Origin of the sequence: Daejeonella oryzae DSM 19973 (assembly GCF_000422945.1) — a bacterium.
GTDB classification, from domain to species: Bacteria; Bacteroidota; Bacteroidia; order Sphingobacteriales; family Sphingobacteriaceae; genus Daejeonella; species Daejeonella oryzae.
The window spans coordinates 432,734-450,098 of the sequence record NZ_AUHA01000003.1; the positions used below are offsets into that span (position 1 = coordinate 432,734).

Consider the following 17,365-nt stretch of genomic DNA (forward strand, 5'->3'; position numbering starts at 1 on the left):
ATGTCATAACGAACTCTTATGAAGATAAAAACAATGTTACTAACAACACTAGAAAAGTTTATTCTAACAGTCGAATTTTTGTGGGCAACATGGTGGGCGTGGCTAGTAATATTGGTAGGAAGTTTTGCAGTTTATAGGTATTTTATTACGAGTGAATCTCGGTATTTATTGGGCATTTTAGCTGTGATAATGGGTATTTGGTATGTCATTCATGAGTGGCGAGAATACTTAGAAGAACATGGTAGGTCTAAATGAAAAGACGACTACTATCGACGATACATTAAGGGCTTAAATAACATCAGCTCCTAATACAGGGTTAGATTATGCCGGTGAGGTGAATCTCTATCCTTTTCTTCTTTTTAACTACTTTAATACTGGGTGACAGGTGAGTGCCTTTTAATCGGGCACAACATAAACCCTTAACCGTTATGCGTCATTTTAATACTATGAACAAGGACAATTTTAATTCTTTTTATCGTAGCGTAGGACGGACTACCTGTAGGATAATATTTGTTCTTGGAATTATTTATGCTATTACAACGACCATAGGACTACTTTCTCTTCAATCACCGGATGACTCAATTGGCAATCCTTATTTCACAATAATGGAAATTTTAAGTATAGTTATCTCGTTACTAATGGCAATTAGTCTGATTACGGTTCACCTTTGTGCTCCGCTTATTGACAAATTTTTCACCCTCACAGCGCTTATTTTTATGTGCTTCACGACAGTAATTACTTCGTCTGTTCACTTTTTAATCCTCTCGGTTAGCCATACTATGGAAGCTGAACTATTGCAAAACTCTTCATTTTTCTTTTCGTTCAAGTGGCCTTCGGTCGTTTATGCTTTAGACATTCTTGCATGGGACTTATTTTTCGGACTTTCAATGTTGTTTTTAGCTCCTGTTTTTAAAATTGACAAGAATTTAAAAGCACTTTTAATTATTAGTGGAATACTAAGCCTAATTGGACTAATTGGTATACCGCTTCAAAATATGCAAATCAGAAACATCGGTATAATAGGATATGCTGTTATAGGTCCAGTTGCTTTTCTTTTAATAGGTAAAATTCTCGGAGGACAAAAGGATGAATTGGCTAACAAAACGAACGCATAACACGGGTTTGGCAAAAGAGGCGGTTCAGTGCTCCGCAGACACATTGGTGGTTAATCAAACATTAGTTCTCCGCATCAACTTTGGTGCTAAAAATCCAACACATCGCCAAGCCGAAAAATGTTATCTGCAAGGAAACTACTAACATAATAAATTAAACATTCAGATATATGAAACAGTATATTATGACAATCATTGCGGTTTTCACGATAATGAACATTTATGCACAAACCAAAACTCTGGGATATTACATAACTCATGAGAACGACACCGTTGTAACCCAAATAAAATTCCCGAATGGTTTACTTGGGCAAAATAATTTTACCAACTTGATTGAAGTTGTTGACAGTTCAAATGCCCAAAAAAGATTTACTCCTGTTGATATAAAAGGCTATGGCTATTCAGCTGATGGGCGTAAATACGTTTTTTTGTCAAAGCCGGTAAAAGATGGTTCATTCAGATTTCTATCTCCCGTATTTGTCGGCTCCAAAGCTAGTTTATATCAATATGGTACATCTACGTCGGGAAGCGGATATGCACTACCTTCTCAGAAGATATATTATACATTTGAAAAACCAGACCACAGGTACCTTTTTCTGGTAGGCCAGACAACGAAAAAGTTCAAGAATGAATTAAAAGAATTTTTTAAAGATGACCCTGACGTTCTACAGTTAATTGATGAAAAACTAAAATATTGGCTTGAAATGAAAAAAGACTTATTGGAAATAATGCAGACAGCCAATAAGTAATAAGCCCAGACAGCATACGGGTTTTGCAAAACGTTAATTCCATCTCGACACTCCAGCACCATCAGAATTACTTTCAAGTCTAAACACTGCCCAAATAAGAATAGCTGAGTCCCGAGATATTTTCAAGTTTTAATAGCAAGTTGTTTAGCTGCGTTTTCCTGACAGAAATCTCCAGCGAGCAGATTGTATCGAAATTTTGATTTTGATACGTTAGATTTTCATCTTTCACCAATTTCATCACTTCATTTAATTGCAGGTAGTTAAATTTTAGAAGATAGACATCATTTACAGTTTTTTCTATAATTTGAGCTGCATGAATGGCTTCGAGTGTTGCCGTTTTATAGGCATTTATCAAGCCCGGAACACCCAATAAGGTTCCTCCGAAATACCGCACTACCACAACCAAAATATTGGTAAGCTCGTTGGATAATAAGGTGTTGAGAATCGGGCGGCCTGCAGTTCCGGAAGGTTCGCCATCATCGTTTAGTCGAAAAACAGAGCGGTCCGGGCTTATCCGTAAAGCCCAGCAGAAATGCCTGGCCTTCGGGTGTTCTGTTTGCAGTTGTTGAATCAAGGCTTTAATATTCTGCTCAGAATTAACCGGGAAAGCATATCCTATAAATTTGCTTCCGCGATCTTTAAATATACCTTCGGAAGGGGAGGCAATGGTTTTGTAGTTATCTTCAAAAAGCATATTTTAAAATCGAAATGAAAAATAACTTATACCATAGAAATAACGAATACAGATAGCAAAGCCAGAAATATTCCGACATAGTTCAGTTTGCTTAATTTCTCTTTAAATATTAAAATTCCAACCAGGGAACCCATGATGATCACTCCAATATTCATCGCAGAAAAAACAATGGATGGATCATTTGATAAGCTTTGATGCGCCTTGATGTAAAACAGAATATTGCCAAAGTTTGCGATCCCCAGGATCATTCCCGAGAAAAAATTCTTCCATGAAAATCTCTTTTTCTTCGTAATAAAGAAATAAAGCAATACGCTAATTGATAGAATAAAGGCAATACAGAAAACCAGGAACAAGGTGCTGGTAAAGGGTGTGGATTTATTTTGGGCAAGCTGCTTAAACAGGATGTCGATAATCCCCAGTCCCATAAACACAAGCAGTAAATAAATCCAAGCCGTGTTTGAGCTTTTTTTATCCTCTTTCTTTTGCCATGGAATGGAGCAGATTATAGCAGCAAAACCAATGCTGATACCGGTTATTTTTAAGGTGGATAATGATTCGCTGAATAAAAGAAATGCGGCTACAATAGGAATAAATAAGGAAAGACGTTGTGCTATATCTGTTCTGACAATACCGCTGTAGCGGATGCTGGCCGCCAGAATTAAAAATAGTAAGGGCAGTAAAATTCCTAAGGAAAGATACAGCGGGTAGGAACTTAATTGTAAAGATTCCATGCCCGGCCGAAAGATAATCCAGGTTAATAAGGCCGCTATGGAATAATTCCAGACGATTGCCTGTGAAGCATCTATTGAATAACGTTTGGCAAGTTTGAGCAGGATTGAAACGAATACAGAGCAGCAAATGCTTAAAAAAATGTAGATCATTAACGATTGGTATTATAAAGGATGGTAATAATATCTGAACTTAAAGCAGTCTGGTAAACCTGTTTTCCGGAGATAAGCGGTGCCTTCATTCCATTTGTCCAGGAATCTTTTCCGGTTATTATACGAGCCTCATCCCATAATCCCGACTTGATAAATAAGTTTAAAGTTTGTAATCCGCCTTCAATAATAATTGATTGCACATCCATCAAATATAATTGGTACGAAATCAATTGAGGCAACAGATTGTCAAAATCTTCCAGCATTAAAAATTTGATACGACCGGATACATCTGTTTTTAGCGCATTAAAAATTATCGTGTCCTGACTCTGATCAAATACATTTAATGTTTGCGGAAGAGACAGGTTACGGTCAATAACTATTCTTATTGGATTTCTTCCGGAAATTTCTCTAACGTTTAATTGAGGATTATCAATGAGTGCTGTGTTTTTACCAACCAAAACCGCATCTTCCTCTGAACGCCATTTATGAACCAGTACTTTTGAAGCTTCAGAACTGATCCATTTTTTTTCGGGATTTTCAGGAGCAAAATATCCGTTTGCGGTTTGGGCCCATTTTAAGATTATAAAAGGTCGCTGTTTCTGTATCCGGGTAAAAAATCTCCTGTTTAAATTGAGGCATTTCTCATTTAAGATATTCTCAATAACCGTAATTCCGGCATCTTTAAGCTTATCAATTCCTTTTCCGTTAACCTGATCAAAAGGATCGCGACAGCCAATAACCACTACAGGAATTTTGTGTTTAATAATCAGATCAGCACAGGGAGGGCGTTTTCCAAAATGCGAACACGGCTCTAAATTCACATACAGAGTTGAATTTTTAAGCTTATTTTCAGCATCATCCAGGTTTTGCAATGCATATTCAATGGCATTTGCCTCAGCATGTGGTTCACCGTATTTTTGATGATATCCTTCTGCAATAATCTTTTGATTAAAAACTAAGACAGATCCAACCATCGGATTCGGACTCACAGATCCGGCTCCTAATAATGCAAGCTCAAGGCAGCGCTGCATGTATTTTTCATGATGAGACATGCCGCAAAAGTAAATATTTTATAAAGATCCAAGGCTCTTTATCAGCAAAAGCAAGTAAACAATTTGATACCGCATAATTTCGCAGATGTTATGGCTTTAATTGTGCTGCGGAATTAAAAACAAGCCAATTTTAACTCATCTTTTCTTTACTTTGCCTGATGACCTTACGGGAAATTGAAAAGTTATATATTGATAGTTTAACAGAACTTTACGGCAAGGATGAAGCTAAAAGTCTGGCCTGGCTATCTGTGAGTTATGTTTGTGAATTAAACAGGGCATCCTATTTAAGCCGTAAAAATGACACACCGGATTTGATGCAGGAGACTTCTTTATTAAGTATTCTTGATGAATTAAAATCAGGGAAACCATTGCAATATATATTGGGTAAAACGGAATTTTACGAGCTGCCTTTTAAGGTCAATCCTTCTGTTTTAATACCAAGGCCAGAAACAGAGGAATTAGTTGACTGGATTATAAAAGATCCAGTTGTGAACAAAACTTCTGATTTAAAGATTCTGGACATTGGAACTGGGAGCGGATGCATTCCTATTGTTTTAAAGAAACATTTTCCAGAGGCCCAGGTTTCTGCAATTGATATATCTGCGGAAGCTATAGAAACAGCCATCCGGAATTCTGTACTTAATAAAACGGAAGTAAAATTTTACCAGGCGGATATTTTGAATGTTTCCTCAGCAAGCATTGCAGAGAAAAAATATTCGTTAATTGTTAGCAATCCGCCTTATGTTACGATCTCTGAAAAGGAGTTGATGCATCAGAATGTATTGGAACATGAGCCGCATACGGCTTTATTTGTTCCTGATGATGATGCATTGCTTTTTTATAAGGCAATAGCCAATTATGCGGCTATCCATTTAAATGTGAGCGGTTTGCTTTTTTTAGAAATTAATGAGCATCTGGGAGAACAAACGTTAGAAGTGTTAAAAAAGGCAGGTTTTAAAAACCTGCAGCTACGATCAGATCTTCGGGGGAAAGATCGTATGATCCGGGCAGAATGGAATTAATGTTCAATTTCAGAATTCTGGATCAGCACTAATTAAAAACAGTATTTTAAGAAAAATTTCAATAGTATGTCAACGGAAGTAAAATGCCCTAACTGCGGAACTTCGTTTCCATTAGAAGAAGCAATAGGTAAAGAATACGAGCAGCAGCTTAGAACTAAAATGGTTTCCTGGCAAAAGAAAAAAGAAGAAGAATTCAACAAAAAGGAAGAAGAATTTACTTCGAGACAAAAACAGCAGGCTGCATTGTTTGAGCAAAAGTTAACTGAAGAAAAAAGTAAGCTTAAAAAAGATCTGGAAGAAAATTTAAGAAAAACCATAGCAACAGATTTTGAAAATAAAATGCAGTTGCTGGAGAATTCAAATAAAGAGAGTGAAGAAAAATTAAAAATTTCCAGACAAAAAGAATTGGAATTTTTAAAGCGGGAGCAGGAGTTAAAAAGTAAAGAGGAAGAACTGGAAATAAATCTTCAAAGAAAACTGCAGGAAGAACGCATCCAGATCACAGAAAATATTAAAAAGCATGAGGCCGAAAAAAATGCACTGAAAGATACTGAGCATTTACTTCGGGTTAAAGAGCTTGAAAAGCAATTGGATGATCAGCGAAAATTAGCCGACGAAATGAAACGGAAAGCTGAACAGGGTTCTATGCAATTGCAGGGCGAAGTTCAGGAACTTATCCTCGAAGAATTGTTACGCAATACCTTTCCTTTTGATGTAATTGATGAAGTTGGAAAAGGAGTGAGGGGCGCAGATTGTATTCAGGTAGTTCGTAATAATTTTGGTCAGGAATGCGGAAAGATTATTTATGAAAGCAAACGTACCAGCAATTTTTCGGGAGACTGGATTGATAAGCTTAAAAAGGATATGCGAAGTGTAGGGGTTGATGTTGCGGTGATTGTAACGCAGTGTTATCCCAAGGGAATGGATTGTTTTGGAGAAAAAGATGGAGTTTGGATTTGTTCATTCGAGGAAGTTAAAGCGGTGGCTTATGTACTACGTGATGGAATTATCAAATTATCTAGCGCTTCCCGTTTTCAGGAAAATCGCGGAGACAAGATGCACATGTTATATGATTATCTGACGGGATCAGAATTCTCTGAACAATGGAAAGCCATAAAAGAGGGTTATATGAGTATGCGGATTTCTATTCAGAAAGAGCGGGATGCAATGGAAAGAATGTGGAAATCTCGTGAGAAGCAATTGGATAAGGTGCTATTAAACGCCACTCATATCCGTGGTTCTATAGATGGAATTGCCGGTGCTGATACTATACGGTTGAGTCTTACTGATGATGAAGATGATACCTTATTGCTGGATTAAAAAAAAATGGAAAGCAATTTTGCTTTCCATTTTTTTGTTATAAAGTAAATAAGTATTAGTTATTCATAAATTTTGGGGTTGCATCCTGACTATTTTGAATCATATAAACACTTTCTAAAGAGTTCATCTGCGATATTCTATTGTTGATAACTGTTTCCAATTGGAAAGATTTTGCCTGAAGAACTAATTCAAGTTTTCTTTGACTTTCTGATTTTGGTGCAGGAAGCTCCTCATCAAAAGGACAATCAGTTGTTACTGTTGGGAAACGCTCTTCTGTACTGGAATTGTTATTTCCGATGTATGCATAATGAGAAATATCAACACCAAACTGCTTTTTTAAATCAGGTTTGATAGTAAATAAACTTGTTGGATAAACACCGTCCGGAATAAGAACACGACTTAAAATAGGAAATTTTTGAGTTGCAGACCATCGTTTAAATGATTCAAAAGATTTACTGTAATCTAATGTAGTCGCATTTTCTGTATCTAACTGACTGGCGAAATCCCAGGTAGGTTTTGCGTATTGCACACCATTTTCATGAAAGATTGTAATTTCCTTGTATTTAAAGCTTTCTTGATTTTCCATATACTATGTGTTTTATAACAATGGTGGTGTTTACGGTAGTACAGAAAGTTTAGTTACATATAATTACTTTATTTTTTAATTTTTTTCTCTTAGCCTTATTAACAACCTGTAAACGAGAGAATTTGAAATATTTATTGGAAATACTGTAATATTTTAATTATTCATGAAACTTATTGTCTGGAATTTCGAATAAACCCTAATTATTCAGGATACGTAATTGACCACCTTAATTTTTATCTAAATGCACTTCGGGAAAATTGTTAGAGATTATAATTACAGTCAGGGTTTATCTGCAGCAGACCTTTCAGTTATGTTGGGAATAACGGTTTCAGAAATTTTAAATTTATTTGAAAAAAAAGCCTGGAATATTACTAATATTAATGCTGTTTCTGCAGCATATAATCATGATTTTCTTCAATACCTCGAGCGAAGCATTCATTTTCAAAATCGTTAGTCTACAACTCTAAACCTACTGTCAGGTATTAACAAAAGCTTTAAGTATCATTAAACAAGAAAGTATTTTACTTTCTTTGCAGCTTAGTATTGCATATGGTATTTTTTCAGGAAGCTTCTTTAGAACAACTTTCCATTCATCGCATTGGAAATAAATCTCAAAATGAATTTTATGTATTGTCCGATCATTCACTCGTAATTCAGGATGAATTTTTGAATAATCTGCTCATGCGGTATTTTTTAAGTTCATTTGAAAAAGTAAATGAAGTGTATCATTTTATGCATTCTACGGATGATTTGAATCTGAACGAGCTGTTTCATTTTTCATCCGATATTTTTAAAAATCCCTCCAATTTCCATCAAAACAGCCAGGATATCAGTAAATATCTGTATGATATTTCTAATCACCCTAAAATAAAATCCGGCGAATTGTATGTGGCTTCGTTTAAAGACGTGCAGATAGAGGGAGAATTGCATGATGCTTTAGGGATATTTAAATCTGAAACCAAGGAAACGTATTTAAAAGTTTATCCTGAAAAAGGTGGATTTCAGATGGAGTATGAACAGGATGGTATAAATATTCAAAAATTAGACAAAGGCGTTTTAATCTTCAATTGCAATAAAGACGAAGGTTTTAAAGTAGTTGTGGTTGATAATACCAACCGGACGGATACGGTTTACTGGAAAGATGAGTTTCTGAAACTGAAAATCAGGAATGATAATTTTAATAAAACTCAGAATACCATGAGTATTTATAAAAATTTTGTGAGCACAAAGTTGGATGACGAATTTGAACTTAGCAAAGCAGATAAAATAGATCTACTGAACCGGTCCATGAAGTATTTCAAAGAAAAAGAAACTTTTGAAATGGATGAGTTTGCCAATGAGGTTATCGGAAATGCAAAAGCTATAGAATCCTTTAAAAATTTCAGTCAGCAGCATGATCAGGAGTTCGAAACCGGAATTACCGGCTCATTTGATATTTCAGGAGCGGCTGTAAAAAAACAGGCAAAGGATTTTAAAAGCGTTTTAAAACTCGATAAGAACTTTCATATATATATTCATGGAGACAAAGAGCTTATCGAAAAAGGATTTGATGACGATAAGGCTATGAACTTTTATAAAGTTTATTTTAAGGAAGAAGTATAACTAGCTTCTTGGATGAAACTGAGTCATGGTTTGACGTAAAAAATCACGGTCAAGGTGGGTGTAAATTTCGGTTGTTGTAATACTTTCATGCCCCAGCATTTCCTGAATAGCTCTAAGATCAGCGCCGCCTTCTATTAAATGTGTGGCAAAGGAATGTCTCAACGTATGCGGACTTATGCATTTCTTTAATCCGATTTTTTCTGCAAGCTTTTTAATAATTAAGAATACCATGACCCGCGAAAGAGGATTTCCGCGATTATTTAGAAAAACATAATCCTCTTTGCCGGTTTTAATTTTTAAATGCACCCGGGATTGTTCCAGGTAAATTTTTAAATATTTAATTGCCTCTGATCCAATTGGAATCAGCCTTTCTTTATTTCCCTTGCCAATGATTTTAATAAATTCAATTTCCAGATGAAGGTTTGAAATTTTCAATGTGGTTAATTCAGTAACTCTTAATCCGCAACCGTACATCACTTCAAGTATGGCCTTATTCCGCATTCCTTCGGCTTTTGAAAGGTCTATTGCATCAATCAGCGAATTAACTTCTGCAATATTCAGCGTATCCGGAAGTTTTCTTCCAATTTTTGGGCTTTCCAGCAGGGAAGAAGGATCAGATAAAATGATTTCTTCAAGAATCAAATATTTGAAAAAGGTTTTCAATCCCGAAAGAATTCTGGCCTGACTTGCCGGCAGCATGCCTAACTCATTTATCCAAACGAGAAAATCTTTTAGATCATCGGAAGTAATTTCATTAATTTTTTTCTCAGTTTCAGTTGATTCTAAAAACTGAGTTAATTTTTCTACGTCCCGGATGTATGCTTCTATAGTATTGGCCGAAAGAGATCTTTCAAGCCTCAGGTATGATTTAAATCCCCGAAAAAGCGGTTGCCAGTTCAAATTGTTTTTTTATGTTTGATTAATGAAAATCCAGATAATTAACGGCCCAAATTTAAACTTACTTGGCGTACGGGAGCAATCTATTTATGGTAAAGATAATTTTGATACTTATCTGCAGACTTTGAAAGATAAATTTTCCATACTAGAACTGGATTATTTTCAAAGTAATGTAGAAGGAGAACTGATTAATAAACTGCATGAAACCGGGTTTACATATGATGGAATCATATTAAATGCAGGCGGTTATACGCACACGTCGGTGGCTATTGCCGATGCCATTGCCGCCATTACTACACCGGTTGTAGAAGTTCATATTTCTAATATTTACTCCCGTGAAGAATACCGTCATATTTCATTAACCGGTAAAAACTGTAAAGGCGTGCTTACCGGATTTGGATTGGATGGATACAGGCTGGCTATTGAGAGTTTCCTGCAATAAAATTACATTAGCTCCGGCTCATCTTTGCCTGCAGTTTCACCTTTATCCTGCTGCTTTTCTTTTATAATCTCAGGAATGGCCTCTGTAAAAATCAACTTGTTTTTTGCAGCATGTTCCGCAGCTTGGATAGTATCATCTACAATAATCATTTCCACGTGATCTTTTAATTCACTAGAAATGTCCATAGCTATTTTTTCTCTCTCGGCTAATTGAACATCACGGATATAGATAGCAAGAATTCTTCCCGGATATTTTTTTACTACTTCCCGGTAAATTTTTGGATCTTCCTGACCACTGTCGCCAATTAGAACAAAATTCAGTAATGGATAAGTAAGCAGAATATTCTCTATCTCTTTAAATTTATGACCCATGTGACCCGAGCTTATAAATTTATTATCCTGAAGACCAAAATCGCGTAATAAAAGCGGACCTTCAGGTATTTTATTAAGATCTAAAAAATCTTTCAGAAGATCATACATGTTCCAGGGACTGCTTGAAACATAAAAAAACGGATTATTTCTTTTCCCATTTCTGCCAAGCTGTAATGCTTTATAAAATTCAGAAACTCCGGCAAAAGGTAAACGGGTATGCGCATTTTGCAGAAAAACAGTCCTAGCCATGGCCAGCATATCTGTAGCGCTGGTGTGAACTACCGTATCATCAATATCGCTTATAATTCCATATTCTGCATCCATAGGTGGCACCAGAACCTCGGTTTTTTCTTTTAAACCGGGCGAAAAAGGAATGGCTGCATTTACCAGTTCTATCTCTATTTCATGCCACATGTTTTCCCATTCAATAGGAGTTTCGGGAGCAAGATTCAGTGTAAAATAACCTTCATCATCTGTAATAACCGTATGTTCCTGATCCTGAAACTTAACTAACAATTCTGCACCGGGAATTTCATCGCTCTGGAAACGGTGATACATATTTCTGAGGTTATCAAGAATGCTGTCTTTATCTGTAGAAGAAGAAATATTTTTATTTTCTAAAACCCGGCCTTTAACATAAAGTCTGTTTACAGTACCATAGCTACGGTAGGGTACAATTTGAATTGCTGAATTTAATCTGAGTCTTTTTCTTAAATCAAAAGTGAGATCATCAAATTTTTCTTCGATGAGCGTGCTGTATTTACCAAATGCTTTTTTCCAGTCGGACATACTTAAAATAACTAAAATAAAATTAATAGGTTTTTGATAACTGAAAACAAACCGGGTTTTATGGATTTTGTTTAAAATCTCTCTCCTTTAATTCAGAAAAGTATTTTTTACCAAGGCCAAAATATTGCCATACAATACTTCTCTTATAAATTCCTGCACTATTTAATCGTGAAAAATCTTTAATTCTCTTTTTGCGATTAATGGATAATTTACCTAAAAAGTGAAAATGAGCTTTACTAACTGCCATAGCATTAGGCACATTTCCTTGAGACAAATATTTAAAAATGGATAGCAAGTCTAACCAGAAGCGTATAAAAATAACCAGCAAAGCCTTTTTGAACGGTAGGTTTTTTTGAAGCATGACCAGATTATTCCTGAAGTTGAGATAAGTTTTAAAGGGGCTTTCAACATTTAATGTTCCGCCCCCCACGTGGTAAACAACAGAATCCGGGCAGTACATTATTATGTAACCGCTATTTTTTAACCGCCAGCACAAATCAATTTCCTCCATATGTGCAAAGAAATCTTCATCCAGTCCTCCGGATTCTATCCAGCAACTTTTTTTAATAAAAAAGGCGGCTCCGGAAGCCCAGAATATTTCTGCAGGCTGGTCATACTGACCGTGGTCTTTTTCTAATGAGTCAAATATTCTTCCTTTGCAAAAAGCATAACCAAATTTGTCTAAATATCCTCCGGCTGCACCCGCGTATTCAAACTTGTCTTTATTATTAAAAGCTAATAATTTGGGTTGAGCTACCGCGATATTCGGATTGCTTTCCATTAAACTGATAACAGGTTCCAGCCATGCGGAAGTCACCTCCACATCAGAATTAAGCAGCACAAAGTAATCAGCTTCAACTGATTTTAAAACCTCATTGTAACCACCTGCAAAACCGTAGTTCTGATCATTTTGTATAACTTTTACTTCCGGATAGTTATCTCTTAAAAACGAAACAGAATTATCCCCTGAAGCATTATCGCCCACAATGATTTCCAAATTCGGGTAGGTACTTTGCAGAACAGAAGGTAAAAATTTCTGGAGATAGGCTTGACCATTCCAGTTTAAAATAACGACGGCAACCTTAGGAGAATTTATCATTTGGAAATATCTTCTGGTCTAAACTTCCATCTTCTGTGAGACCATAGCCATAGCTCAGGCTTTTGCTTTATAATCTGTTCTAATTTTTGTGTATGAAGATTAGTTATTTCATGCTCAGCTGTTAATTTCGGGTGTTCAACTAAGGTTGTAAATGTATACTCATAATAACCACGCTTTAAGCGGTTTATATGTGTGAATACAACCGGATTATTGGTTGTTTTGGCTATCTTTTCAAGTCCCAGAAAAACGGCTGTAGGCTGGTTAAGGAAAGTTGTGAAATATTGGGATTCATGCCTGGTTGGAGTTTGATCGCTAGCGAAACCAAATAAATATTTTTCGCTTTTTAACTCCACAATTTTTCGCAAAGTTAATCTCATCGGAACCATTACCGCTCCAAATTTTGCTCGCATTTTATTTATAAATGTGTCAAAATTCTTATTTGATAGCGGCTTATAGATGACAAATAGTTTTTCAGGAAAAGTTAAAGCGATAATCAGGTTACCCCATTCCCAGTTAGCATAATGACCCGTGGCCAGCAGCACCGCTTTTCCATTATCAAGATGTTTATTTACTTCTTCAGGATTATGAACTTTACATCGTTTGCGAATATCATCAGCCGACATTGATTTCATTTTAATTGACTCCAGAATATTATCTGCTAAAAAACGATAATATTTCCGTTCAATCAGATTTCTTTCTGATTCTGACTTTTCAGGAAAGGCATTCTTTAAATTGCTTTGTGTAACCTTACGCCGATAAGCAGTCAGGTAATATAAAATCACGAAAAGAATATCGGCAAACACATACAACAACCAGAACGGAAGCAGTGAGATGAGGTGTAAAAAAAAAGAGGCAAGCCTGAAAAGACTTTTTTTAATCATTAATTTCGGCAAATTTGATTACAAACTTAACGCAAACGATGGAAAAAGGAGCATTATTACCATTATTTTATCTGCCACCTATTGAATTCTTTAGCCGGCTGGTAAAGCATAAAGAAAATGTGCTCATCGAAAAGTTTGAGCATTTTCCCAAGCAGACGTATAGAAACCGGGCATCTATTCATTCTCCGAATGGAAAACTGGACCTTATTGTTCCCGTTGTAAAAGGTTCAAATGTGCACACCTCGATTAAGGATGTTAAAATAAGCTATGATTTTAAATGGCAGCGGCAGCATTTAATGAGTTTGCAAACTTCTTACAGGAATTCTGCTTATTACGAGTTTTATGAAGATAATTTTATGCCTTTTTATGAAAAGAAATGGGATTTCTTATTTGATTATAATGAGCAATTATTGGAACTTCTAATAAAATCATTGAAAATAAAGGTTCAGTATAATTTTACAGAAAGTTACGAAAAGGCTTACGAGAAATATATTGATTTCCGGGAAAATATCCATCCAAAACATTCATCCGCAGTGCCAATTAAACCTTACTTTCAGGTATTCGAAGAGAGAAACGGGTTTATTGAAAACCTGAGCATCGTCGACCTTTTATTTAATCAGGGACCTCAAAGCCTCAATTATCTTTTGTAATGGGAAAAATTAAAAGAATAAAATTAAAGGACAATAAACATAGGTCGGTTCCCGGAACTCATCCGGGTGCTTTTACAATAAAAGCAGGCGCTTTAGAGCCAAAAATAACTGTCCATTCCTATGACGACTTAAAATATGATAAAAAAGTTGTTTTAAATGTAAAGGAATTGGAGACGTTACTGGATAGTAAACCTGATTCAACACATTGGATTGACATTAAAGGACTTGGCGATTTATCTTTAATGCACTTTATTGAGAAAAGGTTCAACATACACAAACTGATTGTTGAAGATATAGTTAACACCCATCAAAGGCCTAAAATAGATGAGAACAGGTCTTATATTTTTGCAGTGAGCAGAATGCTCTACATCAATCAGAATCTGGAGATAGAAAACGAACAAATTTCATTTATCCTTACAGAAAATGTATTGGTCAGTTTCCAGGAAAATTATATTGATTGCTTTGATCCGGTTGTTAACTGGTTAAATAGTGCAAAAGGAAACATCCGTACGGGCGGAACATCCTATATGTTATATGCTTTGATGGATGTTATTGTAGATAATTATTTTTTGCTTCTTTATAAAATAGGCGAGGAGCTTGAAACACTTGAGGATTTATTGTATCGCCGCCCTGATAAGTCATTAATGTACCAGGTGCAATCATTAAAGAGAGCCATAATAATGATCAGACGGTCTGCATGGCCGGAACGGGATAAGATTAATGATATGCTGAGAAGCGACTCAAAGCTAATCACGGCAAATACTAAAACTTTTTTGAAGGATACTTACGACCATACGATGCAGGTAATGGATCTGGTAGAAAGCAACAAAGAGATGACCACCAGTTTAATTGAAATTAACCTGGCTTTTCAAAGTAACCGGATGAATGAAATAATGAAAGTGCTGACCATAATTTCATCTATTTTTATTCCTTTAACTTTTATAGCAGGCATTTACGGTATGAATTTCGCTTACCAGGATCCGGTTACTGGCGAGATTTTAAATAAAAATATGCCTGAATTATACGCTGAGCATGGCTATGTGTATACAATGGCTATTATGTTTTTAATTGCCATTATTCAGCTTATCTTTTTTTGGAGAAAAGGCTGGCTCTTCAATTAAATATTTTACCGGTCTAAATGCTTTTCAGTTAAATTTAAACCTGAAGCGCTTATAAGGTTAAATTAAGGTTTTATCGCCCCGTTTTGTTAATTTAGCCACCATGCAATCTTTTGAACTTGATAAAACGGATGTTCAGCGTTTTAAACTGGCGCTGGAATCAGACGATGATGCCACGTTAACTACGCTGGTATCAGAATATCATGCATCAGAAATTGCCATACTTTTCGAAAGTTTATCTCAGGAATCCAGAGAAAGAATTATCAGTTTACTTGATGCAGAGTTAGCTTCTGAGGTAATTTCTGAAATGGATGCCGAGTTTCATCCTGAAAAGTTATTAGAAAATCTCCATCCCGAAAGGAGATCTGAAATTGTTGAAGAGCTGGATTATGATGATGCAACAGACATTATCAGCCAGTTACCTGAAGAACAGCAGCAGGAAATTTTGCAGCATCTGGATGAAGAGGATGCTTCCAACATTCGCTCTCTCTTAAAATATGAGGAAGATACGGCGGGTGGTTTGATGAATACCCAGGTGATAAAAATCAATGAAGCTCTTACAAAAAAAGATGCTTTAGATGAAATCATCCGGCAGTCCGAAGAAATGGAAGAATTCTATACAATCAATGTAATTGATGATCAGAATATTCTGAAAGGTATAGTTTCTCTGAAAGATATAATCAAAGCAAAATTTAACGTCCGCATTCATGAGCTTATTCAGCCTGATTTTGTTTTTGTAAAAGCCGAAACGGATCAGGAAGAGGTAGCAAAATTAATATCCCAATATAATCTAACCAGTATTCCGGTAGTAGATGATCATATGCATCTTTTGGGGCGCATTACGTTTGATGACGTAATTGACGTAATGGAGGAAGAAAATACGGAGGATATTTTGAAGATCTCCGGTGTTTCTGAAGATGAAGAATTAGCCGGTAACTGGAAAGAAGCGGTTAAAAGTCGCCTGCCCTGGCTTATTTTAAATTTAGGTACTGCGTTTCTGGCAGCATCAGTAATTCGTTACTATGACGATACAATTATTAAGTTAGGGATTTTAGCAGGCTACATGACTATGATTGCCGGCATGGGAGGAAATGCTGCCACACAATCACTGGCAGTTACCATCAGGCGTATTTCATTAACCGATTTAACAGATAACCAGGCTTACAGAACGGTTTTAAAAGAATTTACAGTTGGATTGATCAATGGTGCCGTAATTGGTTTTATTATATTTTTGTTTGCATTGTTTTATGATGAGAATCCCATGCTTGGTTTGGTGATTTTTACGGCCATGACAGGAAATCTGGTTATTGCCGGTTTAGCCGGGTCTTCTATTCCCTTACTGTTGAAAAGGGTGGGAATTGACCCTGCAGTTGCTTCCTCAATAATCATAACCACATTTACAGATGTTATCGGATTCTCTTTATTATTAGGATTAGCCAGCAAATTGCTACTTTAACCACATGAAAAATCGAATAGTATTTCTTTTTATTTTGTCGATTTCTGTTTCACTTATTTCCTGTAATTCTGCTGATCAACCAAATTCATCATTAAATGATTCCTTACAAAAGGATTCAAACATGAAAGCAATCCAATTGAATGACTCGGCTTTGTTATTAGTTAGCCGGGATAGTTCAAATCTTGATTCTGCTCTTTTGCTGACTCAAAAGGCTTTGCAATTAGATTCGGGCAATATTATAGTTCAAACTAACCGGCTCAGCTGGCTTGTGAAAGACAAAAAATATGCTGAGGCTTTGAGGGAAATAGAAATTCTGGATAATTTGGAACCTGCAAATTCTGAAACTATTTTTTTACATGGTTTGTTAGCCGAGAAACTGAATAAGAAAGAATTAGCTCAGGCCAAATACAAGCAAGCTTTTTTATTAAATGATAAGGAATTCAAAGGAAAGGATTCTGATGATAAGCTCTTTCAGACATTACGACAAAAATGGGCAATGACGCTTTATTTCTTAAATGAAATTGAAGGAAAAAAAGAGTTTAAAAAAATGAATTCTGAGTATCCTGATAATAAAACAGCGGCTGATTTTCTCTCAAAAGAGAGAGCAGAACTGTTTAATGACGCTATTGATAATCGCTAATTCT

Annotated in this window: 19 protein-coding genes; 11 read left to right on the top strand and 8 right to left on the bottom strand. The window is 35.8% G+C overall.

The features are described from left to right. Positions 1 to 446: 446 nt before the first annotated feature. Positions 447 to 1,115: a hypothetical protein gene (locus tag G521_RS0109490; RefSeq protein WP_026898323.1), complete on the top strand. Its 669-nt coding sequence runs from the start codon at positions 447 to 449 to the stop codon at positions 1,113 to 1,115. A gap of 167 nt (positions 1,116 to 1,282) precedes the next feature. Further along, positions 1,283 to 1,861, top strand: coding sequence for a hypothetical protein (locus G521_RS0109495; protein WP_026898324.1), 579 nt, complete (start codon positions 1,283 to 1,285; stop codon positions 1,859 to 1,861). Between the two features lie 79 nt (positions 1,862 to 1,940). On the opposite strand, the gene G521_RS0109500 is transcribed toward G521_RS0109495, so the two are convergent. From G521_RS0109500 to ribD, 3 genes are read right to left on the bottom strand one after another with little or no spacing between them, the layout of a single operon-like run. Beyond that, entirely contained in the window at positions 1,941 to 2,555 is a 615-nt protein-coding gene (locus tag G521_RS0109500) for an IMPACT family protein (RefSeq protein WP_026898325.1), read from the bottom strand. A gap of 26 nt (positions 2,556 to 2,581) precedes the next feature. Then, positions 2,582 to 3,436, bottom strand: coding sequence for an EamA family transporter (locus G521_RS0109505; protein ID WP_026898326.1), 855 nt, complete (start codon positions 3,434 to 3,436; stop codon positions 2,582 to 2,584). Then, positions 3,436 to 4,488, bottom strand: coding sequence for a bifunctional diaminohydroxyphosphoribosylaminopyrimidine deaminase/5-amino-6-(5-phosphoribosylamino)uracil reductase RibD (gene ribD / locus G521_RS0109510; RefSeq protein WP_026898327.1), 1,053 nt, complete (start codon positions 4,486 to 4,488; stop codon positions 3,436 to 3,438). Before ribD ends, G521_RS0109505 begins: the two co-directional genes overlap by 1 nt. Positions 4,489 to 4,646: 158 nt before the next feature. Here ribD and prmC point away from each other — a divergent pair, with 158 nt between their 5' ends. Next, positions 4,647 to 5,510: a peptide chain release factor N(5)-glutamine methyltransferase gene (prmC, locus tag G521_RS0109515; protein WP_036678818.1), complete on the top strand. Its 864-nt coding sequence runs from the start codon at positions 4,647 to 4,649 to the stop codon at positions 5,508 to 5,510. A gap of 66 nt (positions 5,511 to 5,576) precedes the next feature. Continuing rightward, the gene (locus G521_RS0109520; protein WP_026898329.1) at positions 5,577 to 6,830 is read left to right on the top strand and encodes a DUF2130 domain-containing protein; all 1,254 of its coding nucleotides are present in this window, start codon (positions 5,577 to 5,579) and stop codon (positions 6,828 to 6,830) included. A gap of 55 nt (positions 6,831 to 6,885) precedes the next feature. Here G521_RS0109520 and G521_RS0109525 read toward each other — a convergent pair whose 3' ends face one another. Further along, the gene (locus G521_RS0109525; protein ID WP_026898330.1) at positions 6,886 to 7,416 is read right to left on the bottom strand and encodes a hypothetical protein; all 531 of its coding nucleotides are present in this window, start codon (positions 7,414 to 7,416) and stop codon (positions 6,886 to 6,888) included. Positions 7,417 to 7,657: 241 nt separating this feature from the next. On the opposite strand from G521_RS0109525, the gene G521_RS0109530 reads away from it, so the two are divergent. Both G521_RS0109530 and G521_RS0109535 read left to right on the top strand, forming a co-directional pair. Next, positions 7,658 to 7,870: a hypothetical protein gene (locus tag G521_RS0109530; protein WP_026898331.1), complete on the top strand. Its 213-nt coding sequence runs from the start codon at positions 7,658 to 7,660 to the stop codon at positions 7,868 to 7,870. A gap of 95 nt (positions 7,871 to 7,965) precedes the next feature. Beyond that, positions 7,966 to 9,018, top strand: coding sequence for a nucleoid-associated protein (locus tag G521_RS0109535; protein WP_026898332.1), 1,053 nt, complete (start codon positions 7,966 to 7,968; stop codon positions 9,016 to 9,018). Here G521_RS0109535 and xerD read toward each other — a convergent pair whose 3' ends face one another. Next, the gene (gene xerD, locus G521_RS0109540; protein WP_026898333.1) at positions 9,019 to 9,918 is read right to left on the bottom strand and encodes a site-specific tyrosine recombinase XerD; all 900 of its coding nucleotides are present in this window, start codon (positions 9,916 to 9,918) and stop codon (positions 9,019 to 9,021) included. A gap of 22 nt (positions 9,919 to 9,940) precedes the next feature. On the opposite strand from xerD, the gene aroQ reads away from it, so the two are divergent. After that, positions 9,941 to 10,357: a type II 3-dehydroquinate dehydratase gene (aroQ, locus tag G521_RS0109545; protein WP_026898334.1), complete on the top strand. Its 417-nt coding sequence runs from the start codon at positions 9,941 to 9,943 to the stop codon at positions 10,355 to 10,357. A gap of 2 nt (positions 10,358 to 10,359) precedes the next feature. Here aroQ and G521_RS16895 read toward each other — a convergent pair whose 3' ends face one another. Genes G521_RS16895 through G521_RS0109560 form a run of 3 tightly spaced genes read right to left on the bottom strand, consistent with a single transcriptional unit; the run spans position 10,360 to position 13,497 of the window. Next, entirely contained in the window at positions 10,360 to 11,517 is a 1,158-nt protein-coding gene (locus G521_RS16895; protein WP_036678821.1) for an App1 family protein, read from the bottom strand. 58 nt (positions 11,518 to 11,575) lie between these two features. Beyond that, positions 11,576 to 12,616: a glycosyltransferase family 2 protein gene (locus G521_RS0109555; RefSeq protein WP_026898335.1), complete on the bottom strand. Its 1,041-nt coding sequence runs from the start codon at positions 12,614 to 12,616 to the stop codon at positions 11,576 to 11,578. Next, positions 12,613 to 13,497: a lysophospholipid acyltransferase family protein gene (locus tag G521_RS0109560; RefSeq protein WP_026898336.1), complete on the bottom strand. Its 885-nt coding sequence runs from the start codon at positions 13,495 to 13,497 to the stop codon at positions 12,613 to 12,615. Before G521_RS0109560 ends, G521_RS0109555 begins: the two co-directional genes overlap by 4 nt. A gap of 14 nt (positions 13,498 to 13,511) precedes the next feature. On the opposite strand from G521_RS0109560, the gene G521_RS0109565 reads away from it, so the two are divergent. From G521_RS0109565 to G521_RS0109580, 4 genes are all read left to right on the top strand, one after another. Next, entirely contained in the window at positions 13,512 to 14,147 is a 636-nt protein-coding gene (locus G521_RS0109565) for a WbqC family protein (RefSeq protein ID WP_309425078.1), read from the top strand. Then, positions 14,147 to 15,268, top strand: a complete 1,122-nt coding sequence (gene corA / locus G521_RS0109570; RefSeq protein WP_026898338.1) for a magnesium/cobalt transporter CorA — start codon at positions 14,147 to 14,149, stop codon at positions 15,266 to 15,268. Before G521_RS0109565 ends, corA begins: the two co-directional genes overlap by 1 nt. Before the next feature lie 100 nt (positions 15,269 to 15,368). Next, a complete protein-coding gene (mgtE, locus tag G521_RS0109575; protein ID WP_026898339.1) occupies positions 15,369 to 16,721 on the top strand; it encodes a magnesium transporter in 1,353 nt (450 codons plus the stop codon). Between the two features lie 4 nt (positions 16,722 to 16,725). Then, positions 16,726 to 17,361, top strand: a complete 636-nt coding sequence (locus G521_RS0109580) for a tetratricopeptide repeat protein (protein WP_026898340.1) — start codon at positions 16,726 to 16,728, stop codon at positions 17,359 to 17,361. Positions 17,362 to 17,365 lie beyond the last annotated feature (4 nt).

Excerpts from the sequence above, each read along its gene's own strand:
- G521_RS0109490 (WP_026898323.1), top strand. The coding sequence starts at position 447 with ATGAACAAGGACAATTTTAATTCTTTTTATCGTAGCGTAGGACGGACT.
- G521_RS0109495 (WP_026898324.1), top strand. The coding sequence starts at position 1,283 with ATGAAACAGTATATTATGACAATCATTGCGGTTTTCACGATAATGAAC.
- G521_RS0109500 (WP_026898325.1), bottom strand. The coding sequence starts at position 2,555 with ATGCTTTTTGAAGATAACTACAAAACCATTGCCTCCCCTTCCGAAGGT.
- G521_RS0109505 (WP_026898326.1), bottom strand. The coding sequence starts at position 3,436 with ATGATCTACATTTTTTTAAGCATTTGCTGCTCTGTATTCGTTTCAATC.
- ribD (WP_026898327.1), bottom strand. The coding sequence starts at position 4,488 with ATGTCTCATCATGAAAAATACATGCAGCGCTGCCTTGAGCTTGCATTA.
- prmC (WP_036678818.1), top strand. The coding sequence starts at position 4,647 with ATGACCTTACGGGAAATTGAAAAGTTATATATTGATAGTTTAACAGAA.
- G521_RS0109520 (WP_026898329.1), top strand. The coding sequence starts at position 5,577 with ATGTCAACGGAAGTAAAATGCCCTAACTGCGGAACTTCGTTTCCATTA.
- G521_RS0109525 (WP_026898330.1), bottom strand. The coding sequence starts at position 7,416 with ATGGAAAATCAAGAAAGCTTTAAATACAAGGAAATTACAATCTTTCAT.
- G521_RS0109530 (WP_026898331.1), top strand. The coding sequence starts at position 7,658 with ATGCACTTCGGGAAAATTGTTAGAGATTATAATTACAGTCAGGGTTTA.
- G521_RS0109535 (WP_026898332.1), top strand. The coding sequence starts at position 7,966 with ATGGTATTTTTTCAGGAAGCTTCTTTAGAACAACTTTCCATTCATCGC.
- aroQ (WP_026898334.1), top strand. The coding sequence starts at position 9,941 with ATGAAAATCCAGATAATTAACGGCCCAAATTTAAACTTACTTGGCGTA.
- G521_RS16895 (WP_036678821.1), bottom strand. The coding sequence starts at position 11,517 with ATGTCCGACTGGAAAAAAGCATTTGGTAAATACAGCACGCTCATCGAA.
- G521_RS0109555 (WP_026898335.1), bottom strand. The coding sequence starts at position 12,616 with ATGATAAATTCTCCTAAGGTTGCCGTCGTTATTTTAAACTGGAATGGT.
- G521_RS0109560 (WP_026898336.1), bottom strand. The coding sequence starts at position 13,497 with ATGATTAAAAAAAGTCTTTTCAGGCTTGCCTCTTTTTTTTTACACCTC.
- corA (WP_026898338.1), top strand. The coding sequence starts at position 14,147 with ATGGGAAAAATTAAAAGAATAAAATTAAAGGACAATAAACATAGGTCG.
- mgtE (WP_026898339.1), top strand. The coding sequence starts at position 15,369 with ATGCAATCTTTTGAACTTGATAAAACGGATGTTCAGCGTTTTAAACTG.
- G521_RS0109580 (WP_026898340.1), top strand. The coding sequence starts at position 16,726 with ATGAAAAATCGAATAGTATTTCTTTTTATTTTGTCGATTTCTGTTTCA.